Source organism: Terribacillus saccharophilus (assembly GCF_000725365.1).
Lineage (GTDB): Bacteria > Bacillota > Bacilli > Bacillales > Amphibacillaceae > Terribacillus > Terribacillus saccharophilus.
Map to the genome: position 1 here is coordinate 2841471 of NZ_CP008876.1, position 23431 is coordinate 2864901.

The window sequence follows — 23431 nt, forward strand, 5'->3', positions numbered from 1 at the left end:
TGTTTTCTTTATACAATCTTTTTACGTAAATAGCCGGAAATTAAGTCAATCGCAGATACCAATACAATGATACCTAGCAGGATGACACCAACACGCGGCCAGTTACGAGAAGTCAAAGCGAAAATAAGTGGAGCTCCAATACCACCTGCTCCAATAATACCGAGGATGGAAGCTCCCCGGACATTCAGCTCGAAACGGTAGAGTGTATAGGAGATGAATCCAGGCAGTACTTGCGGTAATACAGAATAGACAAGTACTTGGATACGGTTAGCTCCTGTTGCGATCAAGGCTTCACGAGGACCGTGATCGATGGCTTCTACTTCTTCAGCAAACAGTTTACCTAGCATCCCGATGGAATGCAGACCCAATGCGAGTACCCCAGCAAACGATCCAGGACCGACTGCTTTAATGAAGATAATCGCCAGAACAACCTCTGGGAATACCCGAATGAAGCTAAGTACGAATCGGCCCAGACCAGTAACAAAAAAGCCGGATTTATCTCGGCGGCTTGCGGCCCAGAAACCGAATGGTATGGTAAGAATAGCTGAAATGAACGTACCAAGGATGGAGATAGCCAGTGTATCAATCAACCCGAAGATAAGGCCTTCCTCTTCATTTACGAATGCCCAATCCGGATGGATGATACCATCAAAGATCGCTTTAGAGATCTGACCAGCAGTCTCCTTGATTTCAAATTCTTCTACTCCAGCAAAAGCCCAAACATAGATAGCAGCCAGGATGACTAGGATCAACACACGGTTGAAGACCTTTTTACCGCGGCCTTTTGGTTTATCGACAGTATGTGTAGGTAATTGGCTCATAGTAATTTCTCCCGTAGTTTGTTACTCACAAAATCAATGATCAATACAACGGCAAGTGTCGCAATAATCAAGGTATTAACACGCGGATAATTCAAGAAACCAAGGTTGCTGTCGTAATAAAGACCGATACCACCTGCGCCTACGAGGCCGAGGATGGCAGCGGCACGGATATTTACCTCGAATGTATACAGTACATACGAAACGAAATAGGCAGCAGCCTGCGGGATGATAGCAAAAGTAATCCATTGGACTTTGTTCGCACCAACCGCTGTCATAGCTTCCATCGGTCCTTTGTCGATACCTTCGACAGATTCGTATGTCAATTTTGCGATAATCCCAACGGAAAAGATCGTCAAAGCGAAGATACCTGGAATCATACCTAAACCAAAAATTGCTACAAAGATAGCTGCAAGCAATAGCTCTGGAACTGTCCTGATCAAGTTCAGTACAAATCGTGCTGGATAAGAGATCCAAGGTATCCGGTTCACGTTGTTTGCACAGAGCAGGATGACTGGAACGGAGATGATAGCTCCGAATGTCGTTCCTATGACGGCCATACGGATTGTCTCAAGCATCGGTTCGATGATGTTCTCAAAGTAAGCCCAATCCGGCGGGAACATATCGATGACAAGGCTGGCCATTTGATCACGGTTCGTAATCAAATCCATGAAGCTTGAGCCGGTCTGAATATAACTTAGGACGAGCAGGGCAAGTACGATTGCCGCTGTCAGATAGTGCTTAATTCTGGTAGGCGGTTTTGGAATCGTCTTTTTCGGAGGCTGACTCATTCGGCACCCGCTCCAATTGGACCTCGCTGCTGTTCTTTTTCCAGCTGCTGTCCGTAGATTTCCTGGAATTTCTCATCAGTCGCTTCTTCCACTGGCCCGTCGAACACAACTTCTCCTGCATTTAAACCGATAATGCGTGTAGCATATTGACGTGCGATATCGATGAAGTGAAGGTTGACGACAGTCGTAATACCAAGCTCTTGGTTGATCTTTTTCAAGTCATCCATTACTTGTTTCGTTGTCAGTGGATCAAGAGAGGCTACTGGTTCATCAGCAAGAATGATTTTTGCTTCCTGTGCCAAAGCTCTGGCAATTGATACACGCTGCTGCTGTCCGCCAGAAAGCTGGTCAGAACGCGTATAGGCCTTCTCTACAATATTCACACGATCTAATGCATTTAGAGCCAAGTTGACATCTTCTTTCGGGAATAAGCCGAATACAGTCCGCAACGTAGAATGATAAGCGACACGACCGGAAAGGACATTCCGCAGAACAGTAGAACGTTTGACGAGATTGAAGTTTTGGAAGATCATGCCGATATCACGGCGGATATGGCGTAAATTCTTTCCTTTAGCAGCTGTAATGGATTCATTATCAATCATGATTTCGCCTTCGGAAATTTCATGCAATCTATTAATCGAGCGCAGCAATGTAGACTTACCGGCACCGGAAAGACCGACAATGACAATAAACTCGCCTTTTTCGATAGTTAAGTTGATGTTTTTCAAACCTTTGACGCCGTTCGGATATGTTTTCGAAACATTGCGAAATTCTATCACTTTCTATACCAACCTTTTTATGTAGTTTAATAGTAAAGCAGGAAAAATACAGTTAAGAAAAGATATAGTTACAGACAAAAGCCCAGCCAGTCTAAGGAAATCTCAGGCTGGCTGGATTGAAAGATAGGTTTATTCTATTATTCTTGTGCGAATTTCTCGGAATACTCGCGAACAACTTCGAATTTACTGTCATCAGATTTTACGTAACCTTCATGAGTGTAAACATCGCGGATGATTTCCAAACCTTCTGGATCTTTACCGATGTTGATGAAGGCATCAGTGATTTTTTCTTTCCACTCGTCATTGATTTCAGGAGTGACTGCGATTGTATCATTCGGGATTTTTTCAGTAGTAGCAATTACTTTAGTATCCTCGAATACAGATGGGTAGTCACCTTTAACGACGTTACGTGCATCCTGGAATGTTACAGCTGCATCTGTGTCACCGTTCAATACGCTGATGATACCAGCATCATGACCTTTTACAGTTGTTGGAGTCAAATCGGACTGAATGTCCAAACCAGCAGCATCAAGTGCACCAGCCGGCCATACATAACCAGCAGAGGATGTTACATCCTGAACTGCAATGGTCTTGTCTTTCAAGTCCTCAAGGGAGTCGATTCCAGAATCGCTCTTCACGACGAATTGTGCTAAGTAGAAATCTACTAGTTCGTCAGTTGGTGATCCGTCTTCTGGATTAACACCATAACGCTGAGACTGAAGGATAACGTCTGCAGCATCTTTGTCATGAGCCAATACATATGCTGTAGGCGGTAGGAAGCCGACATCTACTTGGCCGGAAGCCATCGCCTCAATGATAGTGTTGTAGTTAGTAGATACACTTACTTCAACAGGAATGTCCAGTTCTTCTTCCAGAAGATCTGCAAGCGGCTCTGCTTTTGCTTCAAGTGTTTCTGCATTCTGAGAAGGAACGAATTGCACACGCAATTCTTTCAAATCTCCGTTGCTACCGCCTTCTGCGCTAGAATCATCAGATCCGCACGCACTTAGCAACCCTGCTGCAAGAAATAGAGTCGCGCCAACACCTGCAATTTTCTTAAACATGATATACCCCCAAAAATTGTTTAATTTGCACTGCATGAACAACTATATCACGACTTGTTCCAATTTATGTTAACTTACTGTAATAAGAATGTAAAGATAGTTTTGGCATGTTATGATAGATAATAGCAAAAACTGTTTTAATTCTGAAAAAGAGGTCGGAGGAATCAAAAGTATGTCTGATAAAGTGACAAATATCACCATGCTCGTTACTAGTGATGTGCATGGAAATATCTTTCCTACTACATACCGTGATCACGAACCAGCTCCACAAGGTCTGGCACGGGTAGCTACCTTAATTAAAAGAATAAGAGAAGAAAAGAAGCATGTTCTATTGCTTGATAATGGAGACATGATACAAGGCACGCCGCTAACGTATCACCATGCAAAGTATCAGTCAGATAAGGATAATCCACTGATTCGCTGTATGAATGAACTCAAGTATGATGCGGCGGTAATAGGCAATCATGAATTCAACTATGGCATGCCATATCTGCAATCAGCAATTCAGCTTGCAAACTTTCCATACCTTTGCGGCAATATCCTTGATGAGACAAAAAAACAACCTGTATTCGGCAGACCGTATGAAATTAAACAGATCGATGGTGTAAAGCTGGCGATCATCGGCATTACTACTCATTTCATACCAAACTGGGAAGATCCGAATCATATAGAGGGGCTTGCATTTGAGCATGTCCTGGAATCAACAAGACGATGGGTGAAGGAAGTTCGGGAGAAGGAACAGCCTGATGTCCTGATTGTCGCTTATCATGGCGGATTCGAACGGGATCTTGAAACTGGGGAGCCAACAGAATCACTCACTGGTGAAAATGTGGGCTACGAAATTTGCCATTCAATAGAAGGAATTGATATTTTGGTCACCGGTCACCAGCATCGATCGCTTGCTGAAAAGGTGAATAACGTGACGGTTGTGCAGCCAGGCTCCAATGGTGCTTTCCTTGGTGAAGTCTCCATTGCTGTCGAGGATGTACATAATAGTAGAAAACGTGTCACCTCAGAGTCAAAATTGCATACAATTACGAATGAAATTGAGCCTGATGAAACGATCTTAAGACTAGTTTCTTCCTATGAAGAGGAAACGCAGACATGGCTTGACCAGCCGATCGGCAAAATAGACGGAGATATGATCATCCATGATGCATTTGAAACGAGGGTGAAGGAGACCCCGTTTATTGAGTTCATCAATAAAGTACAGATGGATGCAGCAAATGTTGCTATCTCGAGTACAGCATTGTTTCATAATGCGTCACCTGGTTTTCCGCAAAATATTACGATGCGAGATATAGTCTCCAACTATATCTATCCAAACACGTTAAAAGTGATTGAGATTTCTGGAGCAGATATGAAGCATGCACTCGAACTTTCTGCTACTTACTTCAATTTGGATAAAAAGGGTGAACTTGAAGTGAGCCGCTCCTTCCTGGAACCTAAGCCACAGCATTACAATTACGATATGTGGGAAGGAATCGACTATACATTGGATATTAGTCGTGAGGTAGGAGACAGGGTACAAGATTTGACCATCAAGGGCACCCCTGTCATTGCGGATGAGATGTATGAGGTAGTAATGAATAATTATCGAGCGGCTGGCGGAGGAGACTATGTCATGTTTAAAGGAAAGCAAGTGGTCAGGGAGATCACAACAGATATGACAGAGCTGATCGCAGATTACATCAGCCAGCGTGGTGTAATTGAAGCAACTTGCAACCATAATTGGGTAGTGAAGAAGTAAAAAACAGGGGCAGCTGCTCCTGTTTTTTTAGATAATTGGAATATAAAAGGGAATTCGCGAGGCTGTTTTGTAACATTTGTCCTAATAAAGCCGGAAAAACGACAAAAATTGAACGAGAAAAAGCGAATGCAAACAAAGTCAACAAGAAATTTAACTTTGCTCACTTACAATTAATGGAATAAAACAAGCCCTTTTGTTACAAAAAAGCCCCTTTAAGCTTGGTTATCGCTAGTTTTATTACAGAAAGATTACAGTGTAACAATAGTGTTGCTATGAGCTCGTGCTGTAATATAACCTTAAACTTCCTGTAACCCACTGGGCTAAGCCCATGTGATACCATAAGTCCTGTTAGAAATTTAAGGAGGTAGACGACGTATGAAAAAAACAGTCGTATCTTTAGCTACAGGACTAGTAATTGCGGGGGCATTCAGTACAACAGCATCAGCTGCTGAATATAATGTTCAATCAGGGGACTCTCTTTGGAAAATCGCAGACAAATACGAAGTGAGTGTAGATCAGCTTAAAGAGCTTAACCAACTTGATTCTGACCTAATCTTTCCTAATCAAAAATTAACTATAGATAAAGAAACAAACCAAACAGACTCATACACAGTACAAAAAGGCGATTCTCTTTCTAAAATCGCAGGGAAGTTCAATATATCGGTAGGCGAGTTGAAATCTTGGAACAGCCTTAACTCCGATTTGATTGTAATAGGTCAGCAACTGGCGGTGACTGGTGGCGCTGTAACTGAAACAGCACCAGTGAAGCAGGAAGCTGCTCAGACAGAAGCTCCTAAACAAGAAGAAAAACAAGAAGCTCCTAAACAAGAAGAAAAGCAGGAAGCACCTGCACAAACAGAACAAAAAGCAGAACCTGCTAAAGAAGAAGCAGCTCCTGCAAAAGAAGAAAAAGCAGCTACAAGTACTAGCCAAGAAGCAACTAAAGAATTGTCAGTATCCGCAACTGCATATACTGGTCAATGTGAAGGATGCTCTGGTGTAACAGCTACTGGTATTGATTTGAATGCTAATCCGAATGCGAAAGTTATTGCAGTAGACCCAAGTGTTATTCCTTTAGGATCAAAAGTATGGGTTGAAGGCTATGGTGAAGCAATTGCAGGCGATACTGGCGGTGCAATCAAAGGTAATAAGATCGATGTACACGTACCAGACCAAGGAACTGCATTGAACTGGGGACGTAAAACTGTAACAGTAAAAGTATTAGACTAATACAAATAGCGTAACAGGTGGAGCAAATGGCGGTTTGCTCTGCCTGTTTTTATTTATATTATAGTTTACCCGCGTGCGTGCAGGATAAACGCACATTATTTTAAATTTACAGACGACTTACTTGTCTCGTTAATACTTTGGATATTTCCTTCACCCCGAAAAAGTCCGATAATGCTGAAACTGATGATCAGCAAGACAAAAATGCCGATCAGCCATTTTTGCATATAATTTCCCCCTTTTTATGTGTATACTAGTATCTTACAAACTTTTGGCGCGTACTTCTATGGAAACTTCACATAATAATTATGGAAAAAGTATGAAAGAGGGAACAACATGAATGTGTTCAATGATTTGAACTTACAAAATAACCGTTTGGAAATATTACATAAATTAGGTCTGACAGAACCAACGCCTGTACAGAAGCAAGCAATTCCAGAAATTTTGGCTGGAAAAGACGTGATTGCCAAAGCACAAACAGGTACAGGCAAGACGCTTGCTTTCCTGCTGCCGATATTGGAGATGCTAGAGGCTGATAGTGCCGGTATTCAGGCACTTGTTCTCAGCCCGACACGGGAGTTAGCTATCCAAATTTATGATGAACTGGCGAAGCTGATTCATCCGGAAGAAGAAATCGGAATCTTAGCTGTTTATGGCGGTCAGGATATCGTTAAGCAGCTTAAAAAACTTGAAGGCAGAGTGGACATCGTAGTAGCGACGCCGGGTCGTCTGCTCGACCATATGCGCCGCGGTACAGTAAATCTTTCCCATGTACGGACGTTTGTTTTGGATGAGGCTGATCAGATGCTGCATATGGGTTTTTGGCATGATGTAAAGGATGTTGCAAATGCATTACCGAATACGAAACAAACACTGCTATTTTCTGCCACAATGCCGAAGGAAATCCGCCAGCTTGCATCTTCCCAAATGCAGAAGCCGAAGGAAATCACGATTCAAACAACCAACGTGACATTAAAGGAAATCAAGCAGATTGTCCTGGAAATGTCGGATCGTGAAAAGCGAAATGCATTGAAGGTGTTATTGCAGATGTATCGTCCATTTGCTGCAATCATTTTCTGCAGAACAAGAAGACGTGCGTCTGAACTGCATGGATATTTGCATGCGCAGGGCTTCGAATCGGATGAACTGCATGGAGATCTGTCACAAGCAAAACGAGAGCGTGCTATGAAGAATTTCCGTGAGTATAAGACACAGTTCCTTGTAGCGACTGATGTAGCAGCTCGAGGGTTGGATGTTGAAGGTGTGACCCATGTATTCAATTATGATCTGCCAGAAGATACTGAGAGCTATATCCACCGTATTGGCCGTACAGGCAGAGCGGGCAGCACCGGTTTAACAGTAGCTTTCGTGACTCCTCGTGACCAACACCAAATCAAACAAATTGAAAAAGAAACAAAACAGCGTCTGCCGCGAAAAGAACTTGTTTTCGGAGAAAATGGCAAGCCTGATTTACTGGATGCAGAATAAATCACTCTTGACAAATGAAATCAAGGGTACTACAATGAATCCAACATAACTGATACGTGAGCGACGACGAAGAGTAGTAGCTTATGTGGTCACTTCAGAGAGCCGGTGGCTGGTGGAAACCGGTGTGACCCATACGTGAATGGACTTCCGAGCACTATAGCTGAAATAACAGTAGGCTGTAGCGGCAACTCCCCCGATAGCAGGAGCAAAGTGAGCTAGTGCGCTAGCTAACAAAGGTGGTACCACGGGTAATCTCGTCCTTTATTGGAGAGATTGCCCTTTTTTTATACCCATAACTCGTTGATGAAGAGGAGTACATGCCGATTGATTTGTACAGAGAGCCTGGTGTGGTGAGATCCAGGCCAAATCGGCAGCATGGAATGGACTTCAGAGAGATTCCTTGAAACATAGTAGGGGAATCCGGTTTCCCCCGTTACCGGGATAGGATATCAAGGCTAAAGCTTTCGTATCCGAATGAGAGGAAAGCAAAAGAGCTTTCAATAGAGGTGGCACCGCGGTGTAAAACCGTCCCCTATGCACATGAACCAATCATGTGCATAGGGGACGGTTTTTTATTACAAAGAAAAGGGAGCGAGGAAGATGGCGGTTACGGATAGCATACAATTTCAAAAGAAACAATTGAACGGAGATACGCTCACACCTGTCGTGATTTACAAGCGGCTGACAGGCGAAAAGAAGTTTTTACTGGAGAGTTCGGTACACCATACAGGAAAGGGTCGCTATTCCATCATTGGAGCGAATCCTTACAAGGAATTGATCGGTAAGGGGCAGGAAACAATGCTGAAGTTTGCGGGAGAGGAAGAGAAGCTGGCAGATAAACCATTAGAGGTTTTGAAGAAGCAGATAAGCGGACTCGAATTACCGCTCGATTTTCCTTTCTATGGCGGAGCTGTCGGATATATGGCGTATGACTCGATTCGGCAATATGAAGCGATTGGTGAAGTTCCAGAGGATCCAATCGGTATGCCGGAAGTTCATTTTATGTTTTATGAGGATATTATCGTTTACGACCATAAGCATCAGCAGGTGACTTTACTAGCCATTGATGGAGCAGGAAATCGGTCAACAGAGATGCTCCAAGCCCGTTTAGAGGAAGTGGAGCAGGAGATTACATCGTTCAAGGACATACCTGATATCGTATTGCAGCCAGTACATTTTCAGCCAGAGACGGATCAAAAAGCATTTATGCAGATGGTGGAAGATGCCAAGGCATACATCAAAGCAGGTGATGTATTTCAAATTGTACTTTCTCAGCGGCTGACGGCAGACTTCAGTGGAGATGCTTTTAGTTTCTACCGGAAGCTGCGGGCGAGCAATCCTTCGCCGTATATGTTCTTCCTTGATTTTGAGGACTATACCGTACTGGGAGCTTCCCCGGAAAGCTTGATTAAAGCAAGCGGAAATCTAGTGACGGCTAATCCAATTGCTGGTTCAAGGCCGCGTGGTAAGACACTAGCGCAAGATGAACAGCTGACAACTGAACTGTTGGCAGATGAAAAGGAATTAGCGGAGCATCGAATGCTTGTGGACTTAAGCCGCAATGATCTGGGGCGTGTGTGTAAGGTCGGTACGGTCGAGCTGACAAAGTATATGACAGTAGAAAAGTATCAGCACATTATGCACATTGTCTCTGAAGTACAAGGTGAACTGGCAGATAATATGACTGGATTGGATGCATTGATTGCAGCCCTTCCGGCAGGTACAGTTTCCGGCGCCCCAAAAATAAGGGCAATGGAATTGATTAATCAATTTGAAAAGAAAAAAAGAGGGCTCTATGCCGGGGCTGTTGGTTATATAAATATGAACGGTGATCTTGATTTGGCACTGGCTATCCGAACGATGGTTATAAAAGACAATAAAGCATATGTACAGGCGGGAGCCGGACTAGTGTATGACTCGGATCCTGAGACAGAATATCACGAGACGCTGCATAAAGCGAAATCGTTAACGGAGGTTGGTTTACATGATTCTGCTGATCGATAATTATGATTCTTTTACTTTTAATCTGTTCCAGTATACAGCGGAACTTGGAGAAGAAGTCGAGGTTGTCCGCAATGACGCCATCTCTATCCAGGATATTGAAGCAATGAATCCAGAGGCAATCATCGTATCCCCTGGACCAGGCAGACCGGAAGATGCAGGGATATGTGTCGAGGCAATCCGTCACTTTGCTGGCAAAATTCCGATACTTGGCATCTGTCTCGGTCACCAGGCAATCGGTACAGCTTTTGGAGCAGATATTATCCGAGCGGGACAAATCAAGCATGGAAAGACATCGACACTTCGTTATGAGGGAGAACCGGTAATCAAAGGAATCATAAAGGATCTGCCGATCATGCGCTATCATTCTCTTGTCATTGATAAACGCAGTGTGCCAAATGAATTGGAAGTTACCGCGTATTCAGAAGATGATGAGGAAATCATGGCTGTTCAGCATATCCAGTACCCAGTTTACGGACTGCAGTTCCATCCGGAATCGATTGGGACAGAAGCTGGTAAGGAGATCGTGAAGCATTATATTCAAACCATGAAAGAAGGGGAAAGTCATGGAACCATTATTGGCTAAGCTTACAAATACGCAGGCTTTGACTTATTCAGAGGCGTTGCAGGCATCCAGGGAATTGCTGGAGGGCAGTATGCCGGATGCTGTGGCAGGTGCGTTTCTTTCGATGCTGCAAACACGCGGGGAAACAGCAGATGAAGTTGCAGGTATGGTGGCCGCAATTCGCGAAAAAGCCCAGACAATCCCTCTCCAGGCAGCAAGTGTGATGGATAACTGCGGTACAGGAGGAGATGGGTCGCAAAGCTTCAACATCAGTACGACAGCAGCTTTTGTCATTGCTGGAGCAGGTATTACGATTGCTAAGCATGGTAATCGAAGTGTATCCAGCAGAACAGGCAGTGCGGATGTGCTGGAGAATCTGGGAATCCCCTTGTATCTGCCAGCAGCTGAGATGACGCATTTACTTGAGGAGAATGGTATTGCCTTTTTGTTTGCACCTCATGTTCATCCTGGTCTGAAGCAAGTAATGCAGCTGCGTAAAGTGCTTCGTATCCCAACCATTTTCAATTTGATTGGACCATTGACGAATCCAGTTCAGCTTGACTCCCAACTGCTTGGTATCTATAGACGCGATATGCTCGAGATGATGGCTGAAGCACTCCATAAATTGGGACGCAAGAGGGCGATTGTCGTTAATGGCGCAGGTTACATGGATGAAGCATCCCTTGCAGGAGAGAACCACCTTGTCCTCCTAGAGGATGGCAAGCAGACAGCCTTCACTCTTCATCCGGAAGAGGTCGGTCTGCCGGTTTATCCACTCGAAGCAATCAAGGGCGGTGATGCAGCTGAGAATGCGGACATTCTGCTGCGTGTGTTAAATGGGGAGAACGGGGTTCATCGAGACACTGTTGTATTAAATGCAGGACTGGGTATATTTGCAAATGGAAAAGCGGCTTCTATTCAGGAAGGCATCAAGCTTGCTAAGGAAAGTATTGATAGCGGAGCAGCTAGACAGAAACTGCAATACTTGATCGATTATAAACAAAGGGAAGTGACATCATGACATTCTTAGCAAGGATATTAGAAGAGAAGCGGACGGAAATTGCTACACTGAAACAAACATATCGGGCGACAACAGCACGGCGTAAGCCAATATCTTTATATGAACGATTTCAGCAACAGAAACAGATGCAGGTTATTGCGGAGATCAAACGTGCCTCTCCTTCCAAAGGAATGATCAATCCCGATGTTGTGCCTGCAAATCAAGCAAATATCTATGAATCAGCAGGAGCTGGTGCTATTTCAGTTCTGACTGACACGCCCTTCTTCAAAGGTACGATGGATGATTTGGCAGCTGTCCGGGAGGCAGTAGAGCTACCGATATTAAATAAAGATTTTATCTTAGATGAAATTCAAATCGATAGAGCTGCTGATTATGGTGCTGATGTGATCTTATTGATTGTTGCGGCTTTGGAAAAAGATCGATTGCACACTCTCTATCAATATGCAAAATCCAAAGAGATGGATGTACTAGTAGAGGTTCACAATGAAGAAGAATTAAAACAAGCACAAGAACTTGGTGCGAATATCATTGGAATCAATAATCGGAATCTTAAGACTTTTGAGGTGGATTTAGGTGTAACGGAACGATTAATAGAAATCATTGATACCTCCGCAACGCTTGTCATCAGCGAAAGTGGCATTACGGTACCAGCTGATGCGTCACGTTTAGCAAAAGCAGGGGCAAGGGGGATCCTTGTCGGTGAAACGCTCATGCGAGCTCCCGATGTAGGAGCAGTGTTGGAAACACTCCAGGTCCCGGTAGGAGCGGAGCAGTCATGATCGTTAAGATTTGTGGAATTCAGTCGGTGGAGGCTGGGCAGATGGCAGTGGATGCAGGAGCTGATATGATCGGATTTGTTTTTGCGGACAGCAGACGGAAGGTATCACCTGAGCAAGCAGCCGACATCGGAAAGAAGCTACCGGCTCAAGTAAAGAAAGTAGGCGTGTTTGTCAACGAGCCAATCGAGAGTTTGCTGGACATAGCCGAGACTGCTGGACTAGATTACATTCAGCTGCATGGCGATGAAACACCAGACTACATTAAATCTATCAGCAAGCCTGTTATTAAGGCCTTCTCGGTAGCTTCAGAGAATGACCTAAAGCAACTCGCTGATTACGCATGTGAATACTATCTGTTGGATAGTCCAGCAGAAGCGTATAGGGGAGGCAACGGCACAGCATTTGACTGGTCACTGGCAAACTCAGAAACAATTCCGAGGGAAAAGCTCTTTCTTGCAGGCGGTTTGCATAGCGGAAATGTACAGCAAGCAATTGAAGAAGTTAGCCCTGTCGGTGTCGATGTGAGCAGCGGAGTAGAGACAGACAGAAAAAAGGATCCCATTAAAATAAATCAGTTCATTACAGCGGCAAAGAGAGGACAGTGAAAGACATGGCAATATATCCAACAGAAACTGGACACTACGGAAACTTTGGCGGGCGTTTCGTACCTGAAACATTGATGCCAGCCATCTTGGAACTAGAAAAAGCATTCAAAGAAGCAAAAGAGGATCCTGCATTCCAAGAAGAAATGCGCTATTATTTGAAACAGTATGTAGGACGAGAGACTCCGCTTTATTATGCAGAACGTTTATCTGCTTATTTAGGCGGACCTAAGATATATTTGAAACGAGAAGACCTTAACCATACAGGTGCGCATAAAATCAACAACACAATCGGGCAAGCGTTATTGACGCAGCGAATGGGCAAGAAAAAGGTTGTAGCCGAAACAGGCGCTGGCCAGCATGGGGTGGCTACTGCAACAGTCAGTGCATTGCTTGGATTGGAATGTATCATCTTTATGGGAAAAGAAGATGTCAGAAGGCAGGCATTGAATGTTTATCGGATGGAGCTATTGGGCGCGCAGGTCGTTTCAGTCGATCAAGGTAACGGTACCTTGAAGGATGCAGTAAACGAAGCAATGCGTTACTGGACGGCGAATGTAGAAGATACGCATTATATCTTCGGTACAGCTGCAGGTCCGCATCCATTCCCGCAGATCGTCCGAGATTTCCAGCGGATCATCGGTGATGAAACCCGTAAGCAAATTATTGAGGCAGAAGGCAAGCTACCGGAAGCAATTGTTGCTTGTGTCGGCGGCGGGAGTAACGCAATCGGTATGTTCTACCCGTTCGTTGATGATCGTGATGTGAAAATGTATGGCGTGGAAGCTGGAGGTATGGGTTTGCCAACAGGTAAGCATGCAGCGTCTCTTACCGAAGGGAAAGCTGGAATATTACATGGATCATTGTCTTATCTGCTGCAAAATAATGATGGTCAGGTACAGGAGGCTCATTCGATTTCAGCCGGATTGGATTACCCAGGTGTTGGTCCAGAGCACAGCTATTTAAAAGATGCTGGACGAGTAACATATGATGCCGTTACCGATGAAGAAGCATTGGAGGCTGTACGTCTTCTTTCAAGAACAGAAGGAATCATACCCGCTCTGGAAAGCGCGCACGCAGTAGCATACTGCAAAAGATTAGCAACAGTGATGGACAAAGAAGATGTGCTGGTTGTTTGTTTATCAGGACGCGGTGATAAAGATGTAAACACAATTAGAGAAGCACATGAAACAGGAGGGGATTCCGATGAGTAAGGCGATGCTGGATAATGCATTTCAAACAGTATCTGAAGCTGGGGAGAAAGCTTTCGTACCATATATAATGGCAGGTGATGGCGGCTTGGAAAGCTTGAATGAACGAATTCGTTTTCTAGCGGACAGCGGTGCAACGGCAATCGAGCTGGGGCTGCCTTTTTCTGATCCAGTTGCGGACGGTCCAACTATCCAAGCAGCTGGCATTCGCGCATTGGAAGCTGGCACGACTGTTCAAGCAGTGCTGGATGAGGTTGCAAAAGAAAGAGCAAGCCGCAATGTGCCGCTTGTTATTATGACTTATTTGAATCCAGTCTTCGCCTATGGGGTAGAAGCCTTCGCTTCTGCATGTGCAGCGGCAGGAATATCCGGTCTTATTCTGCCTGATCTCCCGCTGGAAGAGGAAGGACTGGTTGTCGAAGCCCTTCAGAAGCACGAAATAGCGCTGATCCGTTTGGTCGCTTTGACAAGTACACCTGAAAGAATCCGGGCACTCGCTGAACGTGCTGAAGGTTTTCTTTATGCTGTTACAGTTGCAGGTACAACTGGGGAGCGAGCAACCTTCGTCGATCAGCTGGGCACACATCTGCAGGAGTTGAAAGAAGTAAGCAAGGCCCCCGTGCTGGCCGGATTTGGAGTTTCTACACCAGAGCACGTGAAGGAGCTGAGCCAGTATTGTGATGGAGTGGTGGTCGGAAGTAAGATTGTCGATGCTTTGCATCAAGGAGACAGACAGCAAGTGAAAGAATTGATTATGTCGAGGAAGCAATTGTAGGCAGACTGAATGAAATAAGAAAAGAGTGCGAGGAACTTTGCACTCTTTTTTCTATTCTTCTAGAATTAACGGATTCAAAAGCTTCTAATAGACTGTTGAGAGATTATTAAGGTTTGGTTCAATCTTGAGTGAAAATGAAACATATCCAACATTTATCCGTACAATTGGTAAGAGAAAAGTGAAAGGATGGTGCTGGTGCTTCAATTAAATGATGTGACCAAAAAATTTGGCAAGCATACTGCAGTAGATCAGCTGACTCTGTCGATACCTGAGGGTGAGATTTTCGGGTTTTTAGGTGCTAACGGAGCTGGCAAAACGACAACGTTCCGAATGATTCTTAATCTATTAGAAAATACGGAAGGGGAGATATTCTGGCAGGGAAAAAAGATTACATATGCACAAAGTAATGAGATAGGATATCTTCCAGAGGAGCGCGGCCTTTATCCGAAGCTTACTGTAAAGGATCAGCTCGTATATCTTGCCAAGCTTAGAGGCATGGCGAAGGCAGACAGTGTCAAAGCACTGAAAGATTGGCTTGAACGGTTCAATATAACAGAGTACGAAAATAAAAAAGTGGAAGAGCTGTCCAAGGGGAATCAGCAAAAAATACAGTTCATATCTGCTGTTTTGCATAATCCCAGGCTGTTGATACTGGATGAACCATTTTCTGGCCTGGATCCGGTTAATGTGGAAATGCTGAAAAAAGCCGTTATTGATTTAAAACAAGCTGGAACGAGCATCATTTTCTCTTCCCACCGCATGGAGCACGTAGAAGAACTATGCCGCTTCCTTTGCATCATGAAGCATGGCAGGCCAGTGGTGGAGGGAGATTTAACAGAGATAAAGCGCTCTTTCCGAAAAAAGAATATAACGATATCAGCAGATTATGATCTGACCTTCTTGAAAGAAACACCGGGTGTTGTAAAGTACCAGGAGACACAGCGGGGATGTAAACTCCAAATCGCTTCTTCTGAGGATGCTCCTGTTGTGTGGAAACTGCTAACCGAAAAAGGATTTGTCAGTAAGTTTGAAGTAGAAGAACCCACATTGAACGACATCTTTATCGAGAAGGCAGGTGAAGCATATGCGTAAGTTTTGGATTGTATTTTCACATACTTATTTATCTCGTGTGAAAACAAAAGGTTATATCATTTCTAGTGCGATCTTTTTACTTATCATTTGCGGAATCTTTTATATACCGGATATTATTGAACGCTTTACAGGTGACAGCGAAGACCCAGTGGTGGCAGTGATTGATGAAACAGAAAACGAACAGCTTTACGAATTATTAAGCAGTGGTGCTGAAGACTATCAGCCTGTATTATTCGATGGCAATGAAGAAGAAGCAAAGCAAGCTGTTGAAAATGAAGAGTTTGAAGGTCTGCTTGTATTGAGTCAGTCAGAGCAAAACCTGCCGCAGGCCGTCTTTTACGGTATGCAGCTGACAAACAGCACCAGCGATGATATGGAAGCACAGCTGCAGCAAATCAAAGTAGCACAGGCTGCGTCGCAAGCAGGTGTGGACGAAGCGACCATTCAGGACATTTATACACCGGTATCTTTCGAGCGGCAAGCGCTTGATGAGGAAGCAAAGACAGAAGAAGAGCTGGCGGGATCATATGGACTTGTTTATATATTAGTTTTCGCGCTTTATATGAGTGTCATTATTTACGGTATGATGATCGCAACGGATATTACCAATGAAAAATCATCTAGAGTAATGGAGATTTTAATCTCCAGTTCCTCTCCTGTCGGTCAAATGTTCGCTAAGATCCTTGCAATTGGAATGATGGGACTTACTCAGGTTGCATTAATTACAGCTGCTGTGTATGTTATGGTCCAAATACGTGGTGATGAACTAGGTGGAGGATTCTTCGATTTTATTGGAATAGCTAATGCTTCACCAGTCACATTGACTTTTGCCTTGATCTTCTTTATTTTAGGTTACTTCTTATATGCAACCATTTGTGCGGGACTTGGTTCGGTGGTAAGCAGGATGGAGGATGTCCAGCAGCTTGTAAGTCCGGTTATTTTCTTAGTGATGGGTGCCTTCTTCCTTTCCATATACGGACTTAGCTCACCCGACTCGTCTATCATTGTGATTGCATCTTACATCCCATTCTTTACACCGATGATTATGTTCCTCCGAATTGGAATGCTGGGAGTACCCGCTTGGGAAATAGCACTATCAATCGCAATCCTTGTAGCAGCAATTCTGCTCATTGCATGGTTTGCAGCAAAAGTGTATCGCGGCGGTGTTCTGATGTATGGCAAGGGTGGTTCATTTAATCAGCTGAAGGAAGCGATGAAACTGTCTGGAAATATAAAGAACAAGAGCAAGTAATATCTTTAGGTGAGTTTGCAATTAAAAAGGCTGTCGGGAATAGTCCCGACAGCCTTCTTTGTATTGGAGATTAGCGTTATGTTTAGTTGTGTTCAGATTGCGTGTTAACCTGCCAGGTTACTCCAAATCTATCTTTAACCTGTCCGTATAAAGCACTCCAAAAAGTCTGCTGCAGCTCCATAATCACTTGACCACCAACTGATAGCTTTTCAAACACATCCTTCGTTTCCTCGGGAGTGCTGGTCATAACCGCAATTCCTACTTGATCGCCGAGCTCGAAAGGCTGACCAGGAAACGTATCAGATAACATCAAATCATTATTACCTACTTTTAGATGCGCGTGTAAAACATGATCTTTCGCTTCTGCCGGTACTGGATGGTTAGGGTCCTCCGGCATCTCGCCAAAAGTTTTTAGATCTAGCACTTGAGCTCCCAAAGCATCCTCATATAATTTGACTGCTTCTTGTCCATTGCCATTTGTAACAATATAAGAATTGATTCCTTGTACCATTTTCAACATCCTATCTATTGTTTATTTTGCCATTGTATGAATTCGCTGTAAGTTAAAAGATTCCTTTATCCAGTAAAAAAAGAACTATCCTGACAGACTGCCAGGATAGTTCAACTCATCTTCCGAAATTGGTAAACATACCACCGATATAATCGGTCACGTTTTCCATCTTTACATTTTCAATTTCTTCTCGGTAATCCTCAGGGTTGTCTTCCGGATCATAACCGATTTTGGCTGCGTCCCGATTATCAAAGTAATCATTATGCAGAGAAGACACACCATAATAGACACTTGTACCGATTTGCTCAGCTTCCAGAGAACAGACGATCAGTTGATTCATATCCCGGACACTGATCCATGTGTTCAGGTTGCGATGTTCAGTGGGCTTCTCCAAATAGCTGCCGATGCGCAGGCTAGCTGTTTCAATATCATGTTTTTTGTAATACATATTTGCTAGATTTTCGCCGAATGCCTTACTCGAACCGTAGAACGTATCAGGCAAATGAGGTGCATCAGGTCCAATCGATTGATTGATAGGTTGGAAACCGACAGCGTGATTACTGCTAGCAAAAACGATACGTTTGATACCGTGCTTTCGGGCTGCTTCATATATATGGTACGTTCCGTTAAAATTGTTTCGATTGATTTGTTCATACGTGCTTTCTGTGGCAATCCCGCCTAAATGGACGATTGCATCGACGCCTTCTGCCAGCTGCACGACTTCTTCTAACACAGCGAGGTCCGCTTGCTGGAACGCCCCGTATTGCTTCAATTCTTCATCTTGTTTGATATCAGTCAAAATTAATTCGTAATCCTGGTTGATAGCTTTTACAAGATTTTTGCCGATATGGCCGGCAGCTCCTGTTACAAGTACTTTCATCTGTCATCTGCTCCTTTGTTGTTCGAATTCCAACAGCCAGTTCTTACGCCATGGCTCCCAGCGGTAACCTGTTACAATCCCATTCCTGCCAACAACTCGATGGCAGGGGACGACGATAGCAAATGTGTTTCGCCCAACTGCACTGGCTGCAGCCCGAACAGCTCGTCCGTTTCCTGCACCTTCAGCAACTGTACTATAAAAAGATGAACTGCCATATGGTATCTGGTTGACCTGTTCCCACACTCGCTGCTGAAAGGCAGTGCCGTTCGTGGCTAACGGAAGCTGGAAATTAGTGAGTTCACCAGAAAAGTACGCTTCTAGCTGTGTTCGAGCCAGGTCTGTAATCGTATTATCATTATTCGGCAGCATTTCGCCGAATAAGATGCTTGTTATAAATTGATCTGTTGCTGTGATCTGTACATTACCTAAAGGCGTCTCTAAATTACTTGTATAAGACATTATTGCCTCCTAAGAAACAAGCTCCAAAGCAGAAAGCCTTGGAGCTTGATTGATTAGCTGTACATTGCCGCGATTTCTTTTTGCAGCTTTTTGTCAGAAACATATTCATCATACGTCATTTCTTTATCCACAATACCTGTCGGAGTGATCTCGATCAGGCGGTTAGCGATACTGTTCACAAACTGTTGGTCATGGGAAGTGAATAGAAGCACACCTTTGAATTTGATCAAACCTTCGTTCAAAGATTGGATGGATTCAAGATCCAAGTGGTTCGTTGGTTCATCCATTACCAAGACGTTCGATTTGCTGAGCATCATCTTAGATAGCATACAGCGTACTTTTTCTCCTCCGGAAAGCACGTTTGCTTCTTTCAGTGCATCTTCACCACTGAAGAGCATACGGCCTAGGAAACCGCGCAAGAATGTTTCTGTTTGATCCTCCGGAGAGTACTGACGAAGCCACTCAACCAAAGTTAAGTTCACACCGTCGAAGTATTTGGAGTTATCTTTCGGGAAGTACGATTGGGAAGAAGTGATGCCCCATTTGTACTCACCAGCGTCAGGCTCCATTTCGCCCATGATGATTTTAAGCAAAGTCGTTTTCGCGATTTCATCGCGGCCGACTAGTGCTAGTTTATCTTCACGACCGACTGTGAAGCTGACGTTATCCAGTACTTTGACACCGTCAATTGTCTTCGTAATGCCTTTAACAGTCAGCACATCATTACCGATTTCGCGCTCTTGTTGGAACCCTACATACGGATAGCGACGAGAAGAAGGCTTGATGTCTTCCAATGTGATGTTATCAAGCATTTTCTTACGGGACGTCGCTTGCTTCGATTTGGAAGCATTCGCACTGAATCGCGCGACGAAGGCTTGTAATTCCTTGATTTTTTCTTCTTTTTTCTTGTTCTCATCCTGTGCCATTTGTGTAGCTAACTGGCTGGACTCATACCAGAAGTCATAGTTACCCACATAAAGCTGGATTTTACCAAAGTCAACATCCGCGATATGTGTACAAATCTTATTTAAGAAGTGACGGTCGTGGGATACGACGATAACTGTGTTATCGAAATTGATCAAGAATTCTTCCAGCCATTGAATCGCCTGTAAATCTAGTCCGTTGGTAGGCTCATCCAGAAGCAAAACATCAGGGTTGCCGAACAAAGCTTGTGCAAGGAGCACTTTCACTTTCTCAGAACCAGTCAATTCAGCCATTTTTTTATCATGCAAAGATTCAGGAATACCTAAACCTTTCAATAGAACTGCAGCATCAGATTCTGCTTCCCAACCGTTCAGCTCTGCGAATTCACCTTCAAGTTCAGCAGCACGCATACCGTCTTCTTCAGAGAAGTCAGCTTTCGCATATAGTGCATCTTTTTCTTCAATGATCTTGAAAAGACGCTCATGACCCATCATGACCGTTTGCAGAACTTGATGTTCTTCATAACCAAAGTGGTTCTGTTTCAGGAAGGCTAGACGTTCTCCGTCGCCGATTGCCACGTTACCAACCTGTGGCTCGACATCACCAGAAAGTACTTTCAAGAAAGTGGATTTTCCGGCACCGTTCGCACCGATAACACCGTAGCAGTTTCCTGGGATGAACTTTATATTAACTTCTTCAAATAGTTTTTTGTCGCCATATTGTAGACCTACATTATTTACCGTTATCATGTATTTTTTTTCCTCCATGATCAAAAATGTCACGCATGCCTTAAGCTTACGGGAAATAAGGGTGTAAGTCAATGTTGGATATTTTGTAGAAAAATCAAAATACTGGATAAGGAATTCGCATTATTGATAATAATGTAATATGTGATGTGGGTAATTACCTTTATTAAAAAATCAACAAAACAATATTGCAAACAGTAAGTTGAGGCAGTGCGCTGGCACTGCCTTTGTCATGCCGCTCGCTCCCGAAAAAAGCCGCCATGTGCTACACTATAGGAAGTGATTCGAGAAAGGATGTTTTCATGGGTAAAACGGTTGTACTGGCAGAGAAACCTTCTGTCGGCCGCGATATAGCGCGTGTTCTTGGTTGCACGAAGAAAACGAACAGCTATATGGAAGGAAAAGACTATATTGTAACGTGGGCGCTTGGTCATTTAGTGACATTGGCGGATCCTGAGACATATGACGATAAATATAAAACTTGGAAGATAGAAGATTTGCCGATGCTGCCTGAAAAGCTGAAGCTTGTTGTGATCAAGCAGACTGGCAAACAGTTCAGTACGGTAAAAACGCAAATGAATAGAAGTGACGTCAGTGATATTGTCATTGCAACAGATGCCGGTCGTGAAGGAGAGCTTGTTGCACGCTGGATTCTAGAGAAGGCTCGTGTAAACAAGCCTGTGAAACGGCTTTGGATTTCCTCGGTAACTGACAAAGCGATCAAGGACGGATTCAAAAACCTTAAGAGCGGCAAGCAATTTGAGAATCTGTATAAAGCAGCTGTAGCCCGTTCCGAGGCTGACTGGTATGTCGGGTTGAACGCAACGAGAGCGCTAACAACAAAGTTCAATGCACAGCTATCCAGCGGACGCGTGCAGACGCCGACACTTGCGATGATACATGAGCGGGAAGAAGAGATTAAGAACTTCAAGCCAGAGACATTCTATGGCGTTGAAGCTAAGACTCAGAAAGGCTTACGCCTGCTCTGGAAAGATCAAAAGCATAACAGTACACGCACGTTCTCGAAAGATAAGGCAGAGCAGGTGCTCAAGAAGCTGAATTCGGTTAAAGGTACAGTGAAGGAAGTGGAGAAGAAGCTGAAGAAGAGCTATGCTCCGCAGCTGTACGATCTGACAGAGCTTCAGCGTGATGCTAACCGTCTGTTCAGCTTTGGCGGTAAAGAGACACTCAATATCATGCAGCAGCTTTATGAGCGTCACAAGCTTCTCACATATCCGCGTACGGACTCGCGTTATCTTTCATCTGATATCGTCCCAACGCTGAAGGACAGAGTAAAAGCTGCAGGCGTAGGAAGCTATGGCCGTCTAGCAACGAAAATCACGAATGCACCAATCAAAGCTACAAAGGCATTCGTGGACGATAAGAAAGTATCCGATCACCACGCGATCATTCCAACAGATCAAAATGCGTATGGCGCTGACCTTTCCGATAAGGAACGGAAAATTTATGACTTGGTAATTAAACGTTTCTTCGCCGTTCTGTTCCCGCCGTTTGAATATGAACAAACAACATTGACTGTTGAAGCAGCAGAGGAAACCTTTACTGCCAAAGGCAAAATCGTACAAAAGCAGGGTTGGAAAGAAGTCTATGCAAACCGCTTTGATGACGAGGAAGCAGATGACGATCAAACATTGCCAAATGTAGAAAAAGGCGAGCAATGGGCGCTAACGTATCGGATGACAACTGGCGAGACAAAACCGCCGGAACGTTTCACAGAAGGTACTTTGCTTCATGCGATGGAGAATCCGGTCCGCTTCATGGCTGGTGAGAACAAAGACCTTATCAAGACGATTGGCCAGACTGGCGGACTTGGTACAGTTGCGACACGTGCTGATATCATTGATAAACTGTTCAATACATTCTATATCGAGAAACAAGGCAAGTATTTGAAGATGACTTCCAAAGGACGACAGCTGCTTGAGCTCGTTCCAGAAGACTTGAAATCACCTGCATTGACTGCAGAATGGGAAATGAAGCTAAGTGCTATTGCAGAAGGCAAGCTGAATCAGCAGCAATACATTTCCGAAATGAAGCAGTATGCTAAAGAAGTGGTTACAGAAATAAAGAACAGTGACCACAAATACAAACATGATAATATGACTGGTACGCAATGTCCGGATTGCGGAAAGCTAATGCTTGAAGTGAACGGCAAACGCGGCCGTATGCTCGTCTGTCAGGATCGTGAGTGTGGACATAAGAAAAATATCGCCAAAACGACGAATGCCCGCTGTCCGAACTGTCATAAACGGTTGGAACTACGCGGCGAAGGAGAAGGCCAGATCTTCTTCTGTAAATGCGGACATCGCGAAAAACTGAGTACGTTCAACGACCGCCGTAAGAAAGAGAAAACCAATAAAGCGAGTAAGCGTGATGTACAGAAATATTTGAAGAAGAATCAGCAAGATGATAGCTTCGCCAATACTGCATTAGCGGACGCTTTAGCGAAATTTAAGAAACAATAAAACGAGGAAGCCCTGCCGGATGGCAGGGCTTCTTTTAATACAGGGGGAGAGAAGAATGCTCTGAGAAGATGATCTTGCGTAAAACTTCATCCCAGACAATCTTTCCGCGATAAATGAGGAAGACAAATCCAAATAGAATATTCATAAAGCATTAGAAAGCCTCCTTTTTCAAAGATTCTAACATTGCTGGTATGGAAAAATAATACACATAAA

At 44.0% G+C, this 23431-nt stretch carries 22 protein-coding genes and 2 other annotated features; of the genes, 13 read left to right on the forward strand and 9 right to left on the reverse strand.

What is annotated here, in order from left to right:
* Window positions 1-8 precede the first annotated feature (8 nt).
* From phnE (GZ22_RS14205) to GZ22_RS14220, 4 genes are all read right to left on the reverse strand, one after another.
* Window positions 9-821, reverse strand: coding sequence for a phosphonate ABC transporter, permease protein PhnE (phnE, locus tag GZ22_RS14205; protein ID WP_038563847.1), 813 nt, complete (start codon window positions 819-821; stop codon window positions 9-11).
* Window positions 818-1609, reverse strand: coding sequence for a phosphonate ABC transporter, permease protein PhnE (gene phnE / locus GZ22_RS14210; RefSeq protein ID WP_038563850.1), 792 nt, complete (start codon window positions 1607-1609; stop codon window positions 818-820). Before phnE (GZ22_RS14210) ends, phnE (GZ22_RS14205) begins: the two co-directional genes overlap by 4 nt.
* Entirely contained in the window at window positions 1606-2388 is a 783-nt protein-coding gene (gene phnC, locus GZ22_RS14215; RefSeq protein WP_038563853.1) for a phosphonate ABC transporter ATP-binding protein, read from the reverse strand. Before phnC ends, phnE (GZ22_RS14210) begins: the two co-directional genes overlap by 4 nt.
* Window positions 2389-2525: 137 nt before the next feature.
* Window positions 2526-3452, reverse strand: coding sequence for a phosphate/phosphite/phosphonate ABC transporter substrate-binding protein (locus GZ22_RS14220; RefSeq protein WP_038563855.1), 927 nt, complete (start codon window positions 3450-3452; stop codon window positions 2526-2528).
* Between the two features lie 172 nt (window positions 3453-3624).
* Here GZ22_RS14220 and GZ22_RS14225 point away from each other — a divergent pair, with 172 nt between their 5' ends.
* Both GZ22_RS14225 and GZ22_RS14230 read left to right on the forward strand, forming a co-directional pair.
* Window positions 3625-5202, forward strand: a complete 1578-nt coding sequence (locus GZ22_RS14225; RefSeq protein WP_038563857.1) for a bifunctional metallophosphatase/5'-nucleotidase — start codon at window positions 3625-3627, stop codon at window positions 5200-5202.
* Between the two features lie 375 nt (window positions 5203-5577).
* Complete coding sequence (locus tag GZ22_RS14230; protein WP_038563860.1) at window positions 5578-6432, forward strand: 3D domain-containing protein; 855 nt, start codon at window positions 5578-5580, stop codon at window positions 6430-6432.
* A gap of 95 nt (window positions 6433-6527) precedes the next feature.
* Here GZ22_RS14230 and GZ22_RS19010 read toward each other — a convergent pair whose 3' ends face one another.
* Entirely contained in the window at window positions 6528-6656 is a 129-nt protein-coding gene (locus tag GZ22_RS19010; RefSeq protein WP_255220708.1) for a hypothetical protein, read from the reverse strand.
* 109 nt (window positions 6657-6765) lie between these two features.
* Between GZ22_RS19010 and GZ22_RS14235 the strand changes: the two genes are divergently transcribed.
* The 10 genes from GZ22_RS14235 (at window position 6766) to GZ22_RS14280 (ending at window position 17215) form a co-directional block, all read left to right on the forward strand.
* Window positions 6766-7917 (forward strand): DEAD/DEAH box helicase, encoded by a 1152-nt coding sequence (locus GZ22_RS14235; protein WP_051748303.1) that lies wholly within the window; start codon window positions 6766-6768, stop codon window positions 7915-7917.
* Between the two features lie 54 nt (window positions 7918-7971).
* Window positions 7972-8182 (forward strand) — a binding site (T-box leader).
* A gap of 26 nt (window positions 8183-8208) precedes the next feature.
* Window positions 8209-8453 (forward strand) — a binding site (T-box leader).
* A gap of 64 nt (window positions 8454-8517) precedes the next feature.
* Entirely contained in the window at window positions 8518-9921 is a 1404-nt protein-coding gene (trpE, locus tag GZ22_RS14240; protein WP_174416617.1) for an anthranilate synthase component I, read from the forward strand.
* Window positions 9902-10504 carry an anthranilate synthase component II gene (locus GZ22_RS14245; protein WP_038563862.1) on the forward strand — a complete coding sequence of 201 codons (603 nt, stop codon included), beginning with the start codon at window positions 9902-9904 and terminating at the stop codon, window positions 10502-10504. The genes trpE and GZ22_RS14245 overlap by 20 nt, the downstream gene beginning before the upstream one ends.
* Window positions 10485-11504: an anthranilate phosphoribosyltransferase gene (gene trpD / locus GZ22_RS14250; protein WP_038563864.1), complete on the forward strand. Its 1020-nt coding sequence runs from the start codon at window positions 10485-10487 to the stop codon at window positions 11502-11504. The genes GZ22_RS14245 and trpD overlap by 20 nt, the downstream gene beginning before the upstream one ends.
* Complete coding sequence (trpC, locus tag GZ22_RS18645) at window positions 11501-12283, forward strand: indole-3-glycerol phosphate synthase TrpC (RefSeq protein WP_164072091.1); 783 nt, start codon at window positions 11501-11503, stop codon at window positions 12281-12283. Before trpD ends, trpC begins: the two co-directional genes overlap by 4 nt.
* Window positions 12280-12888, forward strand: a complete 609-nt coding sequence (locus GZ22_RS18650) for a phosphoribosylanthranilate isomerase (protein ID WP_038563870.1) — start codon at window positions 12280-12282, stop codon at window positions 12886-12888. The genes trpC and GZ22_RS18650 overlap by 4 nt, the downstream gene beginning before the upstream one ends.
* 5 nt (window positions 12889-12893) lie before the next feature.
* Window positions 12894-14099: a tryptophan synthase subunit beta gene (gene trpB, locus GZ22_RS14265; protein ID WP_038566139.1), complete on the forward strand. Its 1206-nt coding sequence runs from the start codon at window positions 12894-12896 to the stop codon at window positions 14097-14099.
* The gene (gene trpA / locus GZ22_RS14270) at window positions 14092-14871 is read left to right on the forward strand and encodes a tryptophan synthase subunit alpha (RefSeq protein WP_038563872.1); all 780 of its coding nucleotides are present in this window, start codon (window positions 14092-14094) and stop codon (window positions 14869-14871) included. Before trpB ends, trpA begins: the two co-directional genes overlap by 8 nt.
* A 192-nt stretch (window positions 14872-15063) precedes the next feature.
* Window positions 15064-15963, forward strand: coding sequence for an ABC transporter ATP-binding protein (locus tag GZ22_RS14275; RefSeq protein ID WP_038566141.1), 900 nt, complete (start codon window positions 15064-15066; stop codon window positions 15961-15963).
* Window positions 15956-17215, forward strand: a complete 1260-nt coding sequence (locus GZ22_RS14280; protein ID WP_038563875.1) for an ABC transporter permease — start codon at window positions 15956-15958, stop codon at window positions 17213-17215. Before GZ22_RS14275 ends, GZ22_RS14280 begins: the two co-directional genes overlap by 8 nt.
* Before the next feature lie 82 nt (window positions 17216-17297).
* Here the strand turns inward: GZ22_RS14280 and GZ22_RS14285 are convergent, their stop codons facing one another.
* From GZ22_RS14285 to GZ22_RS14300, 4 genes are all read right to left on the reverse strand, one after another.
* The gene (locus tag GZ22_RS14285) at window positions 17298-17726 is read right to left on the reverse strand and encodes a VOC family protein (protein ID WP_038563877.1); all 429 of its coding nucleotides are present in this window, start codon (window positions 17724-17726) and stop codon (window positions 17298-17300) included.
* 115 nt (window positions 17727-17841) lie between these two features.
* Window positions 17842-18606, reverse strand: a complete 765-nt coding sequence (locus tag GZ22_RS14290; protein ID WP_051748305.1) for an NAD-dependent epimerase/dehydratase family protein — start codon at window positions 18604-18606, stop codon at window positions 17842-17844.
* Between the two features lie 3 nt (window positions 18607-18609).
* On the reverse strand, window positions 18610-19065 hold the full coding sequence (locus GZ22_RS14295) for a methylated-DNA--[protein]-cysteine S-methyltransferase (protein ID WP_038563880.1): 456 nt from the start codon (window positions 19063-19065) through the stop codon (window positions 18610-18612).
* 53 nt (window positions 19066-19118) lie between these two features.
* Window positions 19119-20738, reverse strand: a complete 1620-nt coding sequence (locus GZ22_RS14300; RefSeq protein ID WP_038563882.1) for an ABC-F family ATP-binding cassette domain-containing protein — start codon at window positions 20736-20738, stop codon at window positions 19119-19121.
* 299 nt (window positions 20739-21037) lie between these two features.
* Between GZ22_RS14300 and GZ22_RS14305 the strand changes: the two genes are divergently transcribed.
* Window positions 21038-23218, forward strand: coding sequence for a DNA topoisomerase III (locus GZ22_RS14305; RefSeq protein WP_038563885.1), 2181 nt, complete (start codon window positions 21038-21040; stop codon window positions 23216-23218).
* Window positions 23219-23431 lie beyond the last annotated feature (213 nt).